The sequence below is a fragment of the Aneurinibacillus sp. REN35 genome (genome assembly GCF_041379945.2).
Taxonomy (GTDB): Bacteria; Bacillota; Bacilli; order Aneurinibacillales; family Aneurinibacillaceae; genus Aneurinibacillus.
Genome location: NZ_JBFTXJ020000002.1, coordinates 236870 through 255435 on the forward strand (window position 1 = coordinate 236870; position 18566 = coordinate 255435).

At 45.4% G+C, this 18566-nt stretch carries 17 protein-coding genes, 1 pseudogene and 1 riboswitch; of the genes and pseudogenes, 14 read left to right on the plus strand and 4 right to left on the minus strand.

From position 1 onward, the window contains the following. The first annotated feature begins 311 nt into the window (after positions 1-311). Positions 312-412, plus strand: a riboswitch (SAM riboswitch). Between the two features lie 85 nt (positions 413-497). The 8 genes and pseudogenes from AB3351_RS04420 (at position 498) to AB3351_RS04455 (ending at position 9070) form a co-directional block, all read left to right on the plus strand. Beyond that, complete coding sequence (locus AB3351_RS04420; protein ID WP_371145916.1) at positions 498-1235, plus strand: cyclase family protein; 738 nt, start codon at positions 498-500, stop codon at positions 1233-1235. A 92-nt stretch (positions 1236-1327) separates the two neighbouring features. Then, entirely contained in the window at positions 1328-1813 is a 486-nt protein-coding gene (locus AB3351_RS04425) for a DinB family protein (protein WP_371145917.1), read from the plus strand. Positions 1814-2978: 1165 nt separating this feature from the next. Next, positions 2979-3262 (plus strand): annotated as a pseudogene (locus AB3351_RS04430) (GNAT family N-acetyltransferase); the annotation flags it as partial. Between the two features lie 39 nt (positions 3263-3301). Next, complete coding sequence (locus AB3351_RS04435; protein WP_371145918.1) at positions 3302-3808, plus strand: DinB family protein; 507 nt, start codon at positions 3302-3304, stop codon at positions 3806-3808. Between the two features lie 174 nt (positions 3809-3982). Beyond that, on the plus strand, positions 3983-4615 hold the full coding sequence (locus tag AB3351_RS04440; RefSeq protein ID WP_371145919.1) for a YczE/YyaS/YitT family protein: 633 nt from the start codon (positions 3983-3985) through the stop codon (positions 4613-4615). Positions 4616-4760: 145 nt separating this feature from the next. Further along, positions 4761-6449, plus strand: coding sequence for a methyl-accepting chemotaxis protein (locus AB3351_RS04445; RefSeq protein WP_371145920.1), 1689 nt, complete (start codon positions 4761-4763; stop codon positions 6447-6449). A 71-nt stretch (positions 6450-6520) separates the two neighbouring features. Next, positions 6521-7357: an MBL fold metallo-hydrolase gene (locus AB3351_RS04450; RefSeq protein ID WP_371145921.1), complete on the plus strand. Its 837-nt coding sequence runs from the start codon at positions 6521-6523 to the stop codon at positions 7355-7357. A gap of 453 nt (positions 7358-7810) precedes the next feature. After that, on the plus strand, positions 7811-9070 hold the full coding sequence (locus AB3351_RS04455) for an Nramp family divalent metal transporter (RefSeq protein WP_371145922.1): 1260 nt from the start codon (positions 7811-7813) through the stop codon (positions 9068-9070). A 57-nt stretch (positions 9071-9127) separates the two neighbouring features. On the opposite strand, the gene AB3351_RS04460 is transcribed toward AB3351_RS04455, so the two are convergent. Next, positions 9128-10357, minus strand: a complete 1230-nt coding sequence (locus AB3351_RS04460) for a M20 family metallopeptidase (RefSeq protein ID WP_371146262.1) — start codon at positions 10355-10357, stop codon at positions 9128-9130. Between the two features lie 204 nt (positions 10358-10561). Between AB3351_RS04460 and AB3351_RS04465 the strand changes: the two genes are divergently transcribed. Genes AB3351_RS04465 through AB3351_RS04475 form a run of 3 tightly spaced genes read left to right on the plus strand, consistent with a single transcriptional unit; the run spans position 10562 to position 14064 of the window. Continuing rightward, positions 10562-11578, plus strand: a complete 1017-nt coding sequence (locus tag AB3351_RS04465; RefSeq protein WP_371145923.1) for an NAD-dependent epimerase/dehydratase family protein — start codon at positions 10562-10564, stop codon at positions 11576-11578. Further along, positions 11578-12660 (plus strand): dihydrodipicolinate synthase family protein, encoded by a 1083-nt coding sequence (locus tag AB3351_RS04470; protein ID WP_371145924.1) that lies wholly within the window; start codon positions 11578-11580, stop codon positions 12658-12660. Before AB3351_RS04465 ends, AB3351_RS04470 begins: the two co-directional genes overlap by 1 nt. A 36-nt stretch (positions 12661-12696) precedes the next feature. Beyond that, on the plus strand, positions 12697-14064 hold the full coding sequence (locus AB3351_RS04475) for a hypothetical protein (protein ID WP_371145925.1): 1368 nt from the start codon (positions 12697-12699) through the stop codon (positions 14062-14064). A gap of 14 nt (positions 14065-14078) precedes the next feature. Here AB3351_RS04475 and AB3351_RS04480 read toward each other — a convergent pair whose 3' ends face one another. Continuing rightward, positions 14079-14882, minus strand: a complete 804-nt coding sequence (locus tag AB3351_RS04480; protein WP_371145926.1) for a transglycosylase domain-containing protein — start codon at positions 14880-14882, stop codon at positions 14079-14081. A 221-nt stretch (positions 14883-15103) separates the two neighbouring features. After that, positions 15104-15304 (minus strand): hypothetical protein, encoded by a 201-nt coding sequence (locus AB3351_RS04485; protein WP_371145927.1) that lies wholly within the window; start codon positions 15302-15304, stop codon positions 15104-15106. Positions 15305-15838: 534 nt separating this feature from the next. On the opposite strand from AB3351_RS04485, the gene AB3351_RS04490 reads away from it, so the two are divergent. Next, on the plus strand, positions 15839-16117 hold the full coding sequence (locus AB3351_RS04490) for a DUF4306 domain-containing protein (protein ID WP_371145928.1): 279 nt from the start codon (positions 15839-15841) through the stop codon (positions 16115-16117). 105 nt (positions 16118-16222) lie between these two features. Beyond that, the gene (locus AB3351_RS04495; RefSeq protein WP_371146263.1) at positions 16223-17203 is read left to right on the plus strand and encodes a glutaminase; all 981 of its coding nucleotides are present in this window, start codon (positions 16223-16225) and stop codon (positions 17201-17203) included. Here the strand turns inward: AB3351_RS04495 and AB3351_RS04500 are convergent. Continuing rightward, on the minus strand, positions 17200-17424 hold the full coding sequence (locus tag AB3351_RS04500) for a hypothetical protein (RefSeq protein ID WP_371145929.1): 225 nt from the start codon (positions 17422-17424) through the stop codon (positions 17200-17202). The genes AB3351_RS04495 and AB3351_RS04500 overlap by 4 nt on opposite strands. 220 nt (positions 17425-17644) lie before the next feature. On the opposite strand from AB3351_RS04500, the gene AB3351_RS04505 reads away from it, so the two are divergent. Continuing rightward, the gene (locus tag AB3351_RS04505) at positions 17645-18565 is read left to right on the plus strand and encodes a DoxX-like family protein (RefSeq protein ID WP_371145930.1); all 921 of its coding nucleotides are present in this window, start codon (positions 17645-17647) and stop codon (positions 18563-18565) included. Position 18566 lies beyond the last annotated feature (1 nt).

The window sequence follows — 18566 nt, forward strand, 5'->3', positions numbered from 1 at the left end:
ACTGTTTTTTACTCTGCTATGGGGTGGTGCTATTCAGTAGTGAAGCGGTTTCTGGCGTGCGTTCCAATCGCCAGCGCAGTAAACCCTCCGTTCAACGCAAGCCCTATTCTTTCCTTCAAAGTCGCTGATAAGTATGCCATACTTCCTCAGTCCCTTCTGTTAGGAGTGTACTAGCTTGTACTTTTATATTACCCCCTGTCTACGCAAATAAAACATAAAAAGAAAAAAGTGAAGGTATTTCTTTAATTTTCCTATTCGTTATTGACTTTTAAAGTCGTAGCGATGTTTAATAGTAAATAAACTTTATAGCATTCTTATCAAGAGAGGCAGAGGGACTGGCCCGAGGAAGCCTCAGCAACAGACTTTGGAAGTACTGTGCTAACTCCAGAAGCATGCAGGCTGAAGATAAGAAGAGTCATTTAATGTGATACTGGCACCTCTTCTCATTTTGGTAGGAAGGGGTTTTTTAGTATAAAAAATATAGTGGGGTGAGCGGTATGTCAAACGATGTAATGAACGCATTGAAGCTGCTAAAAGAAAAGGAGTGGGTGGATTTAACCCATACATTCGGTCCGGATTCACCGCATTTTTCGGCATTTCCTTCCGCTGAATTCAAGACATTATTTACGCACGATGATGGATTCTTTGCACAAAGCTTTACATTTGCGGGACAGTATGGCACTCATCTTGACGCACCGATTCATTTTGTCAGAAATACACGATATCTAGATGAACTGGGATTAAAGGAGCTGGTTCTGCCGCTCGTTGTGATTGATAAATCAAAGGAAGCGGAAAAAAATCATGATTTTACCCTGACGGTGGACGATATTGTGACATTTGAAGAGGAATACGGAAGGATTGACGAGGGGACATTTGTTGCTCTGCGTACCGACTGGAGCAAGCGCTGGCCTGATAAGGAAGCTTTTGAAAATAAGGATACGGACGGTAATAACCATGCGCCTGGCTGGTCGGTGGAAGCGTTAACCTTTTTATTTGAAGAAAGAAAAGTAAAAGCAATAGGCCATGAAACATTTGATACGGACTCGGCTGTTGATTTTCAAAAGAACGGGTCGCTTCTAGGAGAGTATTATGTATTGGAACAGGATACATATCAGGTGGAATTGTTAACGAATTTAGACAAGGTACCGGCAAAAGGGGCAGTGATTTTTAATATTGTTCCCAAACCGAAGAAAGCATCAGGGTTTCCGGTGCGTTCCTTTGCGGTGCTGCCATAGAGCGGTGAAGTAGGTGAAAAAAGGATTTTGCAATACAAAATACGAAATATAGTTGTACATGGAATCAAAATTTTGGAAAGCGGGGGATGGGTGTGATTCATGATGTGGGGGAGTTTGCGAAGTTTTTGGATGGCGTGCGTAAACGCACCATGCAGTATGTTGGCACAGTTCCAAATTCGATTCTGGAATGGAAGCCGGCGGAAGGAAAGTTTTCGACAGGGGATATTCTGCGCCATCTGGGTTCCTCTCAACTCATGTTTTTATCTGTATTGGAGCACGGGGAATGGAACTACCCCGGTCATGACAGTAGTAAAGGAGAAGATATAGAAGGAATTACTCGCTACCTTGAAGCCTGTCATAGCCAACTGATGAACGGATTGTCGGCTTTAGGAAATGAGCTGTTGGCAAAAAAAGTGCCTACACTGCATGGACATGAGGTAAGCTCGTGGAGGATTATGATGGCATTGGTAGAGCATGAGATGCATCATCGGGGCCAGCTCTCAACATACCTTCAAATGAATGGCATCGAGCCGCCGCAAATTTTTGGCCTAAAAATTGAACAGGTTCAAAAAGGATAGTGTCTTATAGGAAAGAACGACCATCATATTGTTGAGAAAGTCATTGCTTAAGCCAGGTATACTTACTGGATAAAACGACAAGGGATATTGTTGTTGTATATTTAATTGATGCGCTGTAATGATGAACTTCCTTATCCCTAATTTTTTCTTCTTATCAAACCCATGATAACAAACAAATCAGTGTATAAACAGAATGCATGAAAGTCCCAACATAGTTGAAGACCCAACGTCAATCATCTCATCTTAGAAAGTAGGTGAAGTGAGTATAATTAATGTTTACCTAAGCTCTCTATTAAATTAACTATAGTTACAACGACAGCAAATACGATGGCCATACTGAAATAAAGAAGCCAGGTTTTCATTTTAAAATAAAGGTACGTGTCTTTCTTAGATCGTACATCGTATAGGAAAAACAGGAATGCAGCAGAGAAAATAATGATCGTATATTTTAGTAAATTGTAACAAAACATTTCTATTATTATCATTATGGATTTTCCTTTGAGAAAAGATACTATACGTTAACACGCCTGTTTAGTATCCGTTTATGGATACTAAGGATTTGGTGATGATTCACCATGGATCCTATTGGATCATCAGCACCCTTGATACGTTAATTCGACTTTAGATAACAAGGTTCCTTTTATGTAATGGATTATTTAGCAGAAGGGCCGTTACATTTTGTTATGGAAGTATGCTTCTTTTTAATTCCATAATAAAATAGTTAAAGAATGTAATGATTGGGATAAGAAGTACTAACACCACTATACCTAAGCTATCAAATAATCCGTCTGTCTGTTTATGAAATGTTTGAGCATCTAATTTGTAAAGGGACATTGTCGCTATGGATAGAATAAGCATATTAACAATAAAGGCAGTTAATAATCCGAACCATTTGTTTTTCTTTTTGTTTAATATCCAACAGGAAATGGTTGTAGAAGCGAATAAAGAAAATAGGATGATAATAAAAAACACTATATTCAAAAGCTAGCCCTCCTTATAACTATAAAAATCTCGCGCTGCACATTGAATTTTGATAAGTGTAAGCTATCATAAGTATACGGCATTTCAAATACAAATTAGTAATAAAATTCCTTTAATAGCAAGGGAAGTAATATTCAATACGAAGCCTTTCATTACCATGCCTCAAAGTCGGTTCGTCTCCCACACAGAAGCAGTGCAGCTGATTGTACAATATGCATTTAATGACTTGTAGTTACATCGTATAGAAGTAGGAGTGATGCCTCACAATATTGGATCCATTCGCGTATTAGAAAAAGCAGATTTTCATAAAGAAGGGATAGCCAAAAAAATGTTAAGATAAACGGCAAATGGGAAGACCATCAGGTTTTAACCATCGCTTTTTCGCTGAATTGGGAGGAAATGATGGATATAAGTCTTTTGAAACCGTATATCATAAATTGTTTATTTATTCATAATTATAAAAAATAGAAAAGTAAGTACATACTTTCTGATGAAGGGAGAACACTCATGAATACATTAGTAAATGATAATCTGTATCAAACAAGAAATAACCTAGTAAAGGAGATTACTTCATTAAGTGATGCTCAATTTAATAGCAAGCCGGATATAAATAAGTGGAGTATAGCACAGGTTTGCCATCACTTATTTTTAGTGGAAGAGGCATCTATAAAGGCGATTGCATGGGGAATAAAAGAGACGGATCGTACTCAAAAAGAACGTAAAAACATTCATCTTATATTAGATAGAACGAAAAGTATTAAGGCTCCAAAAATCGTTGAACCGGATACAGAACCATTTAACGTTCAGCAAATAATTGATTTGTTAAACGATTCTAGAAAAAAATTGATAGCTTTTCTAAGTACTATAGAAGATAAATCTATACTGGCGGAAAAATCAGTTAAGCATCCTGCTCTTGGTGAATTACCCCTTGATCAATGGATTGAGCAGATATATTTGCATGAACAGCGACATATAGAACAAATAAGGGAGATAAAATTACGTGTTAATTCTTGATAGCAACAACGTTCAAAACCATAAAATTATTATGTAAACAAATGTGTAGTCAAAAAAGTAAGTAATATACTTATTTAATATGCAGAATATTGCAAGTTGTATTTGCTCTTTTCTGATACATATACTACAGTGATTATAAATTTACTGAGTATAATTTCAGATAGGAGTAGAATCATGAGGGGAATACGGTATCTTTTTTTCTTTTTGGGATTGTTATTTTTCGGATTGGGCAATGCAATGGCGGTCAAGGTGCAGTACCTTGGTCTGCATCCGTGGGAAGTGTTAAATGTCGCGCTATATGAGCGATACGGTCTAAGTATCGGTACGTGGTCTGTTTTTTGCGGATTGATGCTTGTGCTTCTGTCGCTGATTATAGACCGTAGATATATAAATATCGGTACGTTTTTAAACGCGCTTTTGATTGGGCCGATTATGGACTTTTTTCTCTGGCTGCATATTCTTCCCCAAGCGACGAATACATGGACGGATTATGTAATTATTTTAACGGCGATTATTATTACAGGGATCGGAGGGGGCCTGTATGTAGCGGCAGGCATCGGCGCGGGTCCACGAGATGGCTTCATGCTGTCGATTGCGGATAAGACAGGGCTGTCGGTGAGCCGGGCTCGCATTGTCGTGGAAAGCCTTGTATTGCTTATCGGTTTCGGCTTGGGTGGTCCGGTGTTTATCGTTACATTTATTTATACGTTTATTCAAAGTCCTGTGTTCCAATATGCACTGATGCTATTTCGCAGACTTCTGGCACCTTTGGGGCAAAAAGAAGCCGGGCAAAGTGCAGCGTTATAAGAATAATAAAAGAGACTACAGCACAGCTATTGCGCTTATGCATAGCTGTGTTTTTTTGTCTTGTATTCATATAAGTAGGTGGAACAGCCGATAAAGTAAGAGAAAGGTACATTTTACTACAAATAAAAAGAGGAGTGGAGTATATATGAAAATGACGGTAGGAAGGAAGCTTTTCACTGCTTTTTTTGTAGTTGTGCTTCTTCTGGTTACAGTTGCAAGCATTGGGCTATATCAAATTACATCCATTGACGAAAAGTATAGCAATCTGATTAGTCAGCAGGCAGAAAGTGCGTTGTTGGCAACACAAATGGTAGGATTGGGGCATAAGCAAGCAAAAGCGGTCCGCGGATTTTTAATTTCAGGTGATCAGGCAGCGCTGGATGAATATAAAGAGACAAAACAGCAGTATGAGAAGCTGGCTCAGCAGATGAGCGAGCTGATGGCAGGGGAGAAAAAAGAACAGGTATACGCTCTAACAGCGTTGCAAAAGCAATATATTGTTGTGGCCGATCAAATGCTTGAGCTGAAAAAGAAAAATTATACAACTGAAGATATACGGTTGGTTCGAGCCAAGGGCAATAAAATCATTACATCTTTTATAGCCAAGGCCCAAATAATCGAAGAGCAGGAGCACAAGAAATTGGATGCGGAGAGCGCTGTGATTTCTGACAAAGTGCACTTCATTAAGTACGTTGTTGTATTTACCAGTGCATTTGCTGTAGCGGTGGGGATATTCACGGCTCTTTTTAGTGGACGCATGATTTCGCGTCCTGTGACCGCTGTCTCTGAAGCGGCGAGACGCATTGCGGCAGGTGATCTTACCATAGAGAATATCGAAGTGAAAAATAGGGACGAGCTGGGTGAGATGGCGGACTCCTTTAATGAAATGAAAGCACACCTGCGGCATATTATTCACCAGGTAAATACGAGGGCGGATCAGGTGGCTGCGGCTTCTGAAGAAGTATCTGCCGGTGCGGAACAATCAACACAAGCGACCAATCAAGTAACGGTCTCTATTCAGGATATCGCTGCCAATATTGAGATTCAAGTTCAGGGAGTGGAAGAGAATAGACGAGGTGTAGAGGAGATTGCGGTAGCTATTCAGCGCATTGCAGAGTCGGCAGGTCAAATGTCTGAGTCAGCGGGGGATGTGCTTAAGGAGTCATTGCAGGGGAATGAAGTGATCCAGCGAACAGTACAGGAGATGGACAATATTACTGCATCTGTTACACAGACAGCAGCTGTGATTGGAGAATTAGGTGAGCGGTCTAAAGAAATCGGACAGATTCTCGAAGTGATTCATGACATTGCCGATCAGACAAATCTCTTATCGCTCAATGCGGCCATTGAAGCGGCGCGGGCGGGAGAGCATGGCCGTGGGTTCGCTGTGGTCGCTGATGAAGTAAGAAAGTTAGCGGAGCAATCCGGTCGTTCGTCTGAGCAGATTGCCGTGTTAATTGAACGGATTCAGGAAGGTACGACCCATGCGGTAGAAGTAATGAAGAACGGCACGAAGCAGGTAGAGTCAGGTACGCTTGTTGTACACGAAGCCGGAGAAGCTTTCGAACGCATTCTAGAGGCGGTGCAGCAGGTAAGCGATCAGGCGCAGGAGGTCTCTGCTGCAACAGAGCAAATCTCTGCAAGCACGGAACAAATTACGGCATCTGTGGCACAGCTGTCGCAAGCATCTAAAGAAGCATCAGTGGGTGTGCATGGAATCGCTGCTTCGTCAGAAGAGCAGCTTGCTTCTATGCAGGAGATTACCGCTTCATCCGTGTCGTTAAGCGAACTGGCGCAGGAACTTAAGAGTACTGCTGGAGAATTCAAAGTATAAGGAAACCATCAGCTCGTGATAAGGGAAATAAGATTTGGGTATAAAGGAAGTAAGGGTAAAGGAGGTATTTGATGGATGATTTTCCTTATATTCCAGTCACTTCAATAACGAGTGGTGAAGGGAAGGAAGTGGGTAGAGACGTATACTTTCTTTCGATACAGATTGTGAATGTATGCTTTGTAGGTAATAGAGACAATCCGGGCGAATGGGTGTTAGTGGATGCCGGTATGCCAAAATCGGCAGATACAATTATGAAAGTAGCAGAGAAACGATTTGGGGCAGGAAGCAGGCCAAAGGCGATTGTTCTTACGCACGGACACTTTGACCATGTAGGTGCGCTGCGTGAGCTGGTAGAGCATTGGCAGGTACCGGTGTATGCACATGAGTTGGAAATGCCATATGTAACAGGGAAATCAGATTATCCGCCGGCAGATCCATCCGCAGATCATGGTCTCATGGTTAAAATGTCCCCGCTGCTTCCACGTCACGGAATAGATATAAGTCCGCATGTAAAGCCGCTTCCGCTGGATGGAAGCATACCTGCGATGCCGGAATGGCGCTGGATTCATACGCCCGGTCATACGCATGGACACATCTCTCTTTTTCGAGGGGCGGACCGCACGCTGATTGTCGGTGATGCGTTTACCACTGTAAAGCAGGAATCCCTCTATAAGGTGCTTACGCAGGAGCAGGAATTGAACGGACCGCCTGCATATTTCACTACGAATTGGCAGGATGCTTGGGATTCTGTAAAGCGTCTTGCCGCCTTGAAACCATCGTTAGCCGTGCCGGGTCATGGCATTCCGATGTCAGGCGAGCGCCTTATACGAGGATTGGAGGAGTTGGCAGCGAATTTTGCTCGTACTGAGATTCCAAAGGACGGCAAATATGTGGATAAGCCAGAGTAATTCGATAGAGAGATAGATTCGATTGAAAAGACACGAATCCGGGTAAAGGAAGGAAACGAAGTTGTGGAGGGCTGAAGATGAAGGGGATTTTGATTGCGATTGTTATTGTGGTAGCTATTTATGCCGTATACAAAATGATGGGGCGCAGAAGGTAATGTTTCTGCACCGGATAAAAAACGATACCCCTTGCAGCAGAAGGAAACTCATATTGCTGCAAGGGGTTTTTTGTGTGAATGAAGAGCAGGTAGGGAGCTGCCTGGATTTATAGACGCTTTATCGACTTGTCTTTTATGGATTGCCTGCATAAGATTTAACTAATCATATTAATAAAACATAGAAAATTATGAAAATTAACAAACAGAAAATGGAGGGGGTGCAGACAAAACGGTATTTTAATGACGAGAAACGTATCCGGCAGTTGAAGATGACAACAAGTATGAGGAGGAATAGCGTATGGAAATGAAGCAGCTTGAAGAAGGAGTACAGCCTGCACAAGGCGGAGAAGCATATCAACCGCAGCTTGGCAAGAGAAGCTGGCTTTCCTCTCTGGGTCCCGCGATTATCACAGCGGCACTGGTCGTTGGGCCGGGAAGCGTGACATTAACATCGAAGATGGGTGCGATGTATAGCTACCAGACATTATGGGTTGTGGTTCTCTCTGTTATTTTTATGGCGGCGTTTACGGAGATGAGTGCGCGTATTGGTATGGCCTCTTCACAGTCGTTATTGATGGCAATTCGGACGAAATGGGGTGCCTGGGCGAGCATCGTGATTGGTGTCAGTTGTTTTCTGGTGACATCCACATTTCAGGGTGCCAATGTGATCGGAGCAGGGATGGCGGTAGCGGCTCTAACCGGTACATCAGCTAAGGTATGGGGCGCAATTTTTACGCTGTTGAGCATCTCGCTGCTTTTCTTTGCTAACTTCTATAAAGTGTTAGAGAAAGTGATGCTGGTGTTGGTCGGTATTATGCTTTTATCTTTTCTTTTTACCGTGCTTTTAGTGCAACCGAGTCTATCCGGTATGGTAGGCGGGCTTGTTCCTATTGTTCCGGACGGATCGATTATGATGGTTATTGGTTTGGTAGCTACGACCTTCACAGTAGTTGGAGCGTTGTATCAGTCGTATTTGGTACAGGAAAAAGGATGGCGAGCATCAGATGCGAAGCAGGGTTCTCGTGAAACTTATACAGGAATCGTTCTATTGGGGTTAATTTCCCTGCTTATTATGGTCAGTGCGGCGGCTGTTCTAGCTCCGCAGGGGATTAAAGTGAATTCAGCAGCGGATATGGGAAAGGCGCTTGAACCGCTTTTTGGCAGTTGGGCGACAGCGGTATTCATGATCGGATTATGGGGAGCCGCCTTCTCTTCCTTAACAGGGAATGCAATTATTGGAGGCGTTATGCTTTCAGATGCCCTTGGCTACGGCAGTCGGTTGAATACGAAAGTTGTGAGGCTTTTCATTATGGGGGTTATGGCGCTTGGCGGTATTATTGGCGTAACCTTCGGCAAGGTTCCGGTGCAGTTGATCCTGCTTGTGCAGCCCATTACCATTCTGGTTGTTCCGCTGATCGGGCTTGCGTTATTTATGCTGGCTAACGATAAGAAACTGATGGGTGAGTTGAAGAATACGACAGGAAAAAATGCGATTGTATTGTGCGGCCTGCTTTTCCTCGTTGTGCTTGCAGGTAAGACGCTTATCGAACTGCTATAGTATGATCAAAAGCCCTCATGTCAGGTTTTCATACCGGACGTGAGGGCTTTTTTTGCGTTAGGATAATGAGGATTGTGGTTTCGTCTCCGCAAGCCCCATGGTCTGTGCTTTTTCGGCAAAAGACAAAGCGATGCGCACAAATAGGTTAACACCGGTTGTCAGCGCGTCTTCGTCAATGGTGAACTTTGGGTGGTGATGAGGATGAATGATGCCTTTCTGTTTGTTTCCGGCTCCTACATAAAAGAATGTACCCGGTACGTGCTGCTGAAAAGCGGAGAAATCTTCACCGCCCATATTCGGTTTCATTCGATCAATCGTAGTTTCGCCGAATGCATCCAGAACGATATCCTCAATAAAAGCAGTAGTCTGATGATTGTTGATAACTGGGTGATAGCCAAATACATAATCAAAGTTATAGGTAGCACCGTGTGCATCTGTAATCCCTTTAATGACTCGCTCCATCAATACAGGCAGGGAGGTGCGGACCTTTTGATCAAGCGTACGCACAGTCCCGCGAATCAGCACCGTATCAGGAATCACATTGAACGTGGTACCCGCCGTAAATTGGGTTACCGAGACAACGACTTGATCAAGCGGGTCGGTGTTTCGTGATACGATGTGCTGAAGGTTTGTCACGACTTGGGAGCCGACAGCGATGCTGTCAATCGTCTGATGCGGCAGGGCGGCATGCCCGCCTTGTCCCTGAATCGTTAGTGTAAACTTATCCATCGAAGCCATCATCGGTCCGTAAACAATCCCGATTTTACCGACATCAAGCGGAGACCATAGGTGAGTGCCGAAGACGGCATCTACGCCCTCTAAAACACCGGCATCCACCATCTCCTGAGCACCGCCTGGCCATGTCTCTTCAGCATGCTGAAACAAAAATCGGACTTCTCCGTGAAGATGTTCTTTCAACTGGGTAAGGGCTTTGGCCGTACCAAGCAGCATAGCCGTATGGCCGTCATGACCGCAGGCATGCATGACACCAGGATTTTGAGACGTGAAATCGAAAGTATTCTCTTCTTGGATTGGCAGGGCATCCATATCGGCCCGCAGCGCAATGACCGGCCCAGGCTTCATGCCGATAAGGCGGGCCATTACACTCGTTCGGGTCGGGCGCGAGAGAATCAAATGACCGAATGATTCAAGTGTCTCATAGACAAATTGTGCTGTATTCTGTTCGTGAAAGGATAACTCTGGGTGCTGATGAAGATAGCGTCTCCATCCGATGACTTCCTGATTGATCGAGCTTATGATCTGCTCCATCATGGTGGTTGGCTCCATATTCATCTTGCTGCCTCCTTTATACATATGTAAGGTGATCGGATACCTCCCATGATAAAGTTGATGGATTGGATTCGTCAATCAAATTAAATGATTCAGACGATTTGTGGGAAACGTACAGATTTATAGACAGTTTATCGACTTGTCTTTTAATCGACAGCCCCATAAGATGGGAGTAAGAACAGGATAGAGAGGATGATACGCTTGAAAACCATACAAGAAGTCGAACGAAAATTAACAGAACCTTCCGATTTGTTAGTAAGAGATATCCAAAAAATTGAGGGGGATATTCTGATTCTAGGTGTCGGTGGGAAGATGGGACCGAGTCTGGCCGTCTTGGCCAAACGTGCGATCGAAGCGGCAGGAATACACAAGCGGGTCATCGGCGTATCGCGTTTCTCTTCCGGTGGTCTGCGTGAAGAGCTAGAGCGTGCAGGCATAGAAACCATCGCGGCTGATCTGTTAGAAGAAAGCGGTCTTGCGCTTGTACCGGAGACGAAAAATATTATATACATGGCAGGAACCAAGTTCGGAACGAAAGGAAATGAGCACTTCACCTGGGCGATGAATGCGTATTTGCCAGGTCGAGTTGCAGAGAGGTTCCAACGGTCGCGTATCGTATCCTTTTCAACTGGAAACATATATCCGCTGACCCCGCTGGCTATGCAGGGAGCATCAGAAGAGCATCCGGTAGGACCGGTTGGAGAATATGCGCAATCCTGCCTAGGACGTGAACGGATTTTTGAACATTTTTCACGCAAATTCGGCATTCCGCTTGTACAGTTCCGTTTAAATTATGCGATCGATATGCGTTATGGCGTCCTGCTTGAGGTTGCGCGTGCAGTGTATGAGCAGAAGCCGATTGATTTACGGATGGGGCATGCCAACGTGATCTGGCAGGGAGATGCGAATGAATATGCGCTTAGATCCTTACTTATCTGTGACATGCCGCCTCGTGTGCTGAACGTCACCGGACCTGAAACCGTATCCGTTCGCTGGCTGGCAGAGCAATTCGGTACGCGCTTTGGCGTCGCCCCGCAATTTATTAATCAAGAGGAGACTACAGCGCTTCTAAGTAATGCATCGGAGAGCCACCGTTTGTTCGGATATCCTAAAGTAAGCCTGCGTCAGATGATCGATTGGACGGCAGAGTGGGTACAACTCGGAGGCGAGACGATTCAGAAGCCGACACACTTCCAGGAAAGGGAGGGAGCTTTTTAATGAAGAATCACACATTATCTGAAGAACGATACAACCTGCTGCATGAAGGAACGGTCATTCCCGCTCATCCCCTTGCGCTTACACAGGCGCGTACGCTTGATGAGCACAGACAGCGGGCGTTAACCCGTTATTACATGGCGTCGGGAGCAGGGGGGATTGCGGTAGGTGTGCATACGACCCAATTTGAAATACGTGATCCGGAAATTGCGCTGTATGAAACGGTTCTGCGGTTGGCGGCGGAAGAGGTGGAGCGGGCTCGTCTCAATCGTCCATTTCTAAAAGTAGCAGGCATTTGCGGAGCGACGGATCAGGCGGTGCGTGAAGCCGAGCTGGCTGCGAGCCTGGGCTATGATCTTGGTCTGGTAAGCGTAGGCGGATTATCCGATTTCTCGGAAGAAGAGCTTTTGCGTCATATCGAACGGGTCGCGCAGGTAATTCCGGTTTTCGGCTTCTATCTTCAACCGTCTGTTGGCGGGCGCATCTTAAGCTTTGCATTTTGGAAGGCATTTGCCGATATTCCCGGTGTAATGGCGATTAAGATGGCGCCGTTCAACCGCTACCAGACGCTTGATGTGGTACGGGCGGTCTGCTCGTCTGTACGCTGTGAAGACATTGCCCTGTATACGGGAAATGATGACAATATTATCGTAGATCTGCTTACACAGTTCTCCTTTACGATAGATGGCCGGGAAGTAAAAAAACGGATCGTCGGTGGCTTGCTTGGGCATTGGGCGGTATGGACCGAGAAAGCGGTAGCGCTTTTACAAGAGATTAAGCTTGTGCGAGAGAGCGGCGCCGTTCCGGCCGAACTTTTGACGCGAGCCGTTGAGGTTACAGATGCGAATGCGGCCTTTTTTGATCCAGGTCATGACTTTGCTGGATGCATTGCGGGCATCCATGAGGTGCTGCGGCGGCAGGGTCTGCTAGCAGGGCGGTGGTGTCTTAATCCGGATGAGGATCTATCGGAAGGGCAGATGGAGGAAATCGATCGGGTCTATCGAATGTATCCTCATCTTCATGATGATGCTTTCGTCAAAAGATACCGCGCAAAGTGGCTGGCGGATTCGCTTCCTTCCGTATAAAAAAGGTAGATGTTTATCATCAGGGAGGAAGAGAATATGCTTATGAAGCTGCCGATTCACATTCATGAAGGCATTGCGATCGGAGTTATTGGACCGCAGGCAATTGTACACAAAGTAAGGCATACATTAAAAGCCTTTCCATCCTTTGCGCCCTCCTTTCATATATATGAGAATGAAACACAAGCCCTTGTGCTGGCCGAGAAAGTGATGCAGACAGCCGAAGTGCTGCTTATCTGCGAGTACCATGTATATAGAGTAATGAAAGGCACGATGGATTTCGCCATTCCTGTTCACTACATTCCGCTTACAGGCTCAGGGTTATTTAGTGCATTGTTTCGTTTGAAGAAAGCGTATGGTATTCATGCGCTGTCCATTGACAGCATATCACAATCTTTTGTCGCGCAAGTATTTCAAGAACTGGATGAAGTTCTGCCGCCTGCCACGTATTTTGAAGGTGCGTCGATTGCTGCCGCGGAAGAAGTGATCCGCTTCCATAAAGAGAATGTTCATAGCGGTGAGAAGACAGCGGTACTGACAGGTATGCATTCCGTAGCTTGTCGCTTAATGGAAGCTGATATTCCGTATGAATGGGTCATCCCTGCACAGCAGGATATTACAAATGCGTTGGAGCGGGCGCTATTATCAACCGAGACAAGAAGGAAAAAGGAAACACAGATTGTGGTCGGAATTGTGCAGGTGGACGGCTTCGGTCGCGTATCGGAACGGCTTGGGTCTGAGCATGACATTCAACGGCTGAAGCTTGATACGCACCGGATGCTGCTTGATTATGTAAAGTGTTTGGACGGCTATTTGACGACGCTCGGTGAGGCGCAGTATTTGTTTTTTACAACGCGCGGTATTTTTGAACGAGAGACGAGAGGCTACAAAACGATTCCATTACTACAGGATTCCAAGACTTCTTTAGGGGTATCCCTCAGCATGGGAATCGGGTTTGGTAAATCGGCAAATGAGGCGGGAACGCATGCGCGTCTAGCGCTGCGCCAGGCAGCGGAAGCCGGAGGGAATATTTGCTTTATTGTGCGAGAAGATCGAAGTGTCATCGGTCCGGTGGAATTCGGCCATCCGATGGTATATGAGCTGTCCATTACAGATCTTGACCTGTTAGATAAAGCAGAGAAGGCGGGCATGACAGCCGCATACATGAGCCGGTTGATGGCACAGGTAGCCCGGCAGGGGAAGCTTGAATACACGGCGCAGGAACTTGCTTCAATTATAGGCGTAACTTTGCGAAGCACACATAGAATCCTGCTGCAGTGGCTGGATGCGGAACTGGTGGAGATTGTCGGAGTAGAGAAGATTTCAGCGAAGGGAAGACCACGACAGATTTATCGTCTTTCCTTTATTGCCGATCAGCTCGAGGAGAAGTGGATGAACGTAGAATAGTTACCACCGTTCAATTAGATGAACGGTGGCTTTTTGCTTATAACAATAGGCTGTTTCAGCGCGTATTCTTTTTCTTTCTTGGTAATAAAGCCGAGTTCTTCCATTCTATTCAGAACCAACTGCTGCCGCTGCTTAGCCTTTTTCATGTGCTTGACAGGAGAGTAAGATTCAGGCGCTTTAGGCAGGGAGGCCAGCAGCGCGGCTTCGCCTAAGCTGATGGTTGCATCTTCTCCGTCCTTGCGTACCGTTTTGCTGAAATAGTATTGGGATGCTTTTTCAAGACCGTACGTTCCATGACCGAAATAAATCGTATTCAGATACATGCCAAGCAGCTCTTGCTTTGTATATCGTTGTTCTAAATAGACCGCGATGGCCGCTTCCTTTAGCTTGCGCTCCATTGTTTTATCGTGGGTAAGAAACAAGTTGCGTGCAAGCTGCATTGTGATCGTTCCTGCACCCTGTGCCTTGCTGTCTGTGGAGAGATTTACCCAGAGAGCACGCCCAATGGAGAGCGGATCGACGCCTGGATGATAGGGAAAGCGGTGATCTTCAATTGCTGTAAATGCCTGCCATACATAATCAGGCATCTTTTCGACCTCAACATACGTAGCGCTGGGATGTTCAAACGCTGCTAATTTTTCCTTGCGGACCCAGTGTTCTCCGATGGAACTTATTGTTATCCAACCAATGATGGATACGAGAAGGACGGCTATACAGGCTCGTCCGAATTTTTTAAAAGCGGATGTCTTGTGTTTTTTTCTTGTTTTTTTTGGCCGCCTCGTATTGGTACGCGCGGCGGGGGATGAATATGAATGCATAGTTGTGTCCTCCTTGCTCCTCTATAATATACGTACCAGCACTCATATAGGTTCCGAGTTCTGTAGAATATATTCTCCTGCATAGGAAAGACACCGCCAGCACGAAATTTGTGACATAAAGAAGCACACCCCCTCCTCCGCGCTTGCGGGAGAGGGGGTGTATGTCTTCTCATTCCTATTCTAGCGAAAGACTCTTCGCGTACTTCCTATGTAATAAAGGGTTAACTTACCGCTGCCTTCTCCTGCCTGCTATAGCGGTTATGATGCTGGTGAATGACCGCGGTATTCTCCTCCAGTCGATAGGCAGGAAAAGAAGGGTAGCCAAATTCAATGGTATCACTGCATACTTCACATATTCCTTTGTTTGCGTTTGTCTGCACTGCGTACGATTGTTTGTAGCATACTGGACATTCCACTTTCATAAAAACCTCCGTTTGTATAGATTCTAGAATTAAAATTTCGTTTCTAATTATCCCATGTAAGACGTATGAATTTTGTCAAACGATAGGAGTCTATTCCGTGGAAGCGCCTTCTATTTTTGTCGAATGTGTCAAAAATGTGAACGAAAAAATACAGATAAACACGCAGTTCATCTGTAAGCGAATTCTTCCTGTTTATTTTTTCGCAGCCTGATGAAGGCAAATCTTTAGATAGGCATATACATGGACACAAAGCGTCCAAAGCGTGGAACAGCGAACAGGAATAGTAATAATACCGCTTTTCTCCCGGCTGATAGTGCATTCCTCCTTGTCAGCAACCTTGCAGACATCCACTCTTATTACATGTAATATGCGTAGGGAAATAGAAATGTTCGTGCTCATAAGCGATCATGCATGATTTGGAAGCATGAAATTTTTTTGAAAAATTTTATAAATGTTAATAAAATGGAAATAAAATACTGGTATGATAGTTTTATAAGAAAATGGGCGAAATTGAAAAAGAAAGAGGGAAGTAGGATGCGAGGCGCGATATATGGAATTCAAATGATACTCGCAGGATTCGGATTGATGATAACATATAGCATTGCCCGTTGGCAGGCAAGCGAATTCTGGGAGCGAAGCGCTTGGCAGCAGCAAGCGTTATGGGAGAGAGGAAGTATGGAGGGAGCTTCGCAGTTGGATGAGCTGCTTTATGTGTCCAAGCATCACCCCTCCACCATTACTGTACTGCTGTTGTGTTTGTTTTATATGGTATTTTTGATGATGTTATATATAAGGAGAAGACAAAAAACATGATGGGAAAGGGAGGCGAATCCGTGGAGGCGTCTCTTTTTTTTTCGGTAGGGAATACTACCTGCATTAAGAAGCGTGAGTGACATGGGAGGATGAGCAGCGATGAACATGGACGAACGAAAAGCGTTTCAGACAAAAAATATATGTGCAGGACATTTGGAACGATGGGTGAGGGAGCATCGCAAATATACGAGGGAGGGGGCGTGTGCAGCGTATATTCCGCTTCTTAAAGAGGCGAATCCGACAGCGCTCGGTGTCTGTATTATGGGGTATGACGGAGAGGTAATTACGGGCGGCGAAGCGCATGATACCTTTACCATGCAGAGTGTTGCTAAGGTTATTAGCTTCATTACGGCGTGTATGACAAGAGGACTGCCCTATGTGCTTGATCATGTCGATGTAGAGCCTACGGGAGATCCATACAATTCCATTATGCGCCTTGAATTAAAAAAGCCCGCCCGGCCATTCAATCCGATGATTAATGCGGGTGCGATTGTGGTGGCGTCCCTTTTGCCTGGTGACACCCGTGAGGAGAAGTTTGCGGGGCTACTTGACATGATGGAGCGCCTGCTTGACCGGCGACCGACAGTGAATGAAGCTGTGTTCGCTTCAGAAAAAGAAACCGCACACTATAATTTTGCGCTCGCCCATTTCTTGAAAGCGGAAGGCTATCTTGCCTGCGGGGTTGACAGTGCGATTGATGTCTATCTGCGCCAGTGCGCTATCGAGGTTACGACAGAGGATCTGGCGAAGATCGGTCTTGTGCTTGCCTGTGATGGATATAATCCGCTGCATAAAAAGCAGCTTTTGCCTGCTGATCTGGCACGGCTGACCAAAGCTGTCATGCTGACGTGCGGCATGTACAATGCGTCAGGGAAGTTTGCGGCATTCGTGGGAGCGCCGTCAAAAAGCGGTGTGTCAGGCGGTATCATGACTGCGGTGCCTGCAAGGCAGCATAAGGTAACACCGTTTCACAACGGCTGCGGCATCGGGGTGTACGGACCCGCCATTGATGAAGCCGGCAACAGCGCGGCAGGTGTAAAGCTATTGCAGCACATAGCAGAGGAATGGGAGCTGAGCGTTTTCTAGAAAAAAGATAAACTGCTGCTGGTCTGGGTGCATGTGTCCTCTTGGTCCATATACAATTCAGGATCTAAAAGAGAGATTGCGCGAATGACTGCATCCGGTTGTGTACTGTGAATGTGCCACGTTGCTTCTTCAAATGTACGGGCCGGAATCGTACGGTAATATACAACGCCATATACCGGACATTCATATTCTATGCTGTAGACGTGCTCTATTCTCTCCATTGCTTTGGCTGCCCCCCGTGTAATGTAATAAAGATTGTTAAAAGTGCCGTACTACTCTACATACCCAGCACAAGGAGAAAGAAATCACTTGAGAAGCAAATTGTTTTATTGCTAACATTTTTTTCTTTTTTTACAATTAAAGCATAAGCTATACAGTCTTAGTATGACCCAATAGGATGGAACGCGATACAGGCAGGAGGACTGGATAAGGAGCGTGAATATGAGCAAGAGACGGCCGGTATATGTGGAAGCAGCGATACAGACAGACGTCAATACGTTGTGGGAGTATACACAAAACCCGCATAAGCATGAGAGATGGGATCTGCGTTTTTCGCAGATTACGTATCTCCCGAAGGAAGAAGAGACAAAGCCTCAGCGTTTTTTGTACCGGACTCATATCGGATTCGGTCTCTCTATTATCGGTGAAGGGGAGAGTATTGGCTCCCATACGAATGAGGCCGGAGAGCGCACATCGTCTCTTAGGTTTTGGACCGGGCATCCGCTCTCGCTGATCCGTGAAGGCAGCGGGTATTGGAAGTACAGCCCACATGAGAGCGGTGTGCGCTTTGTGACGCAATATGACTATCGTACCCGCTTCGGCTGGTGTGGGCGCTGGCTGGACGCAGTTGCTTTTCGCCCATTGATCGGATGGGCAACCGCTTGGAGCTTCGATTGCCTGCGTCTGTGGCTGGAGAAGGGCATTGCCCCCGAAATTTCCTTTAGCCGCAGTGCGGTTCAGTGGATCAGTATCTGGACGCTTGCGTTGGTGTGGATCTATCAAGGATTGGTTCCAAAGGTAATATACCGAGATGCTGGTGAATTGGCGCTGCTTCATGGACTGGGCATTTCCCCCGATTCTGTTGGGCCGATTGTGCTGATAGGCGCAGGCATATTGGAGATCGTATTCGGCATTAGTACACTCTTATTCTGGAGACAACGTGTGTGGTTTCTTCTGACTATTATTTTGCTGCTCGGTCTTGGGACAGGTGCATTTTTGGGTGATGCAGCTGTTTTTACAGCACCGTTCAATCCAGTTAGTTTAAATGTACTTATGATGTCATTGTCACTCATCGCTTTGATCAATCGGCATCATCTTCCGGATGCGAAGCGGTGTATCCGAGAAAGAAAACGGGTGGGATGAG

Coding starts and splice junctions, on each gene's coding strand:
- AB3351_RS04420 (WP_371145916.1), top strand. CDS start 498: ATGTCAAACGATGTAATGAACGCATTGAAGCTGCTAAAAGAAAAGGAG.
- AB3351_RS04435 (WP_371145918.1), top strand. CDS start 3,302: ATGAATACATTAGTAAATGATAATCTGTATCAAACAAGAAATAACCTA.
- AB3351_RS04440 (WP_371145919.1), top strand. CDS start 3,983: ATGAGGGGAATACGGTATCTTTTTTTCTTTTTGGGATTGTTATTTTTC.
- AB3351_RS04445 (WP_371145920.1), top strand. CDS start 4,761: ATGAAAATGACGGTAGGAAGGAAGCTTTTCACTGCTTTTTTTGTAGTT.
- AB3351_RS04450 (WP_371145921.1), top strand. CDS start 6,521: ATGGATGATTTTCCTTATATTCCAGTCACTTCAATAACGAGTGGTGAA.
- AB3351_RS04455 (WP_371145922.1), top strand. CDS start 7,811: ATGGAAATGAAGCAGCTTGAAGAAGGAGTACAGCCTGCACAAGGCGGA.
- AB3351_RS04460 (WP_371146262.1), bottom strand. CDS start 10,357: ATGGAGCCAACCACCATGATGGAGCAGATCATAAGCTCGATCAATCAG.
- AB3351_RS04470 (WP_371145924.1), top strand. CDS start 11,578: ATGAAGAATCACACATTATCTGAAGAACGATACAACCTGCTGCATGAA.
- AB3351_RS04475 (WP_371145925.1), top strand. CDS start 12,697: ATGCTTATGAAGCTGCCGATTCACATTCATGAAGGCATTGCGATCGGA.
- AB3351_RS04480 (WP_371145926.1), bottom strand. CDS start 14,882: ATGCATTCATATTCATCCCCCGCCGCGCGTACCAATACGAGGCGGCCA.
- AB3351_RS04485 (WP_371145927.1), bottom strand. CDS start 15,304: ATGAAAGTGGAATGTCCAGTATGCTACAAACAATCGTACGCAGTGCAG.
- AB3351_RS04490 (WP_371145928.1), top strand. CDS start 15,839: ATGCGAGGCGCGATATATGGAATTCAAATGATACTCGCAGGATTCGGA.
- AB3351_RS04495 (WP_371146263.1), top strand. CDS start 16,223: ATGGACGAACGAAAAGCGTTTCAGACAAAAAATATATGTGCAGGACAT.
- AB3351_RS04500 (WP_371145929.1), bottom strand. CDS start 17,424: ATGGAGAGAATAGAGCACGTCTACAGCATAGAATATGAATGTCCGGTA.
- AB3351_RS04505 (WP_371145930.1), top strand. CDS start 17,645: ATGAGCAAGAGACGGCCGGTATATGTGGAAGCAGCGATACAGACAGAC.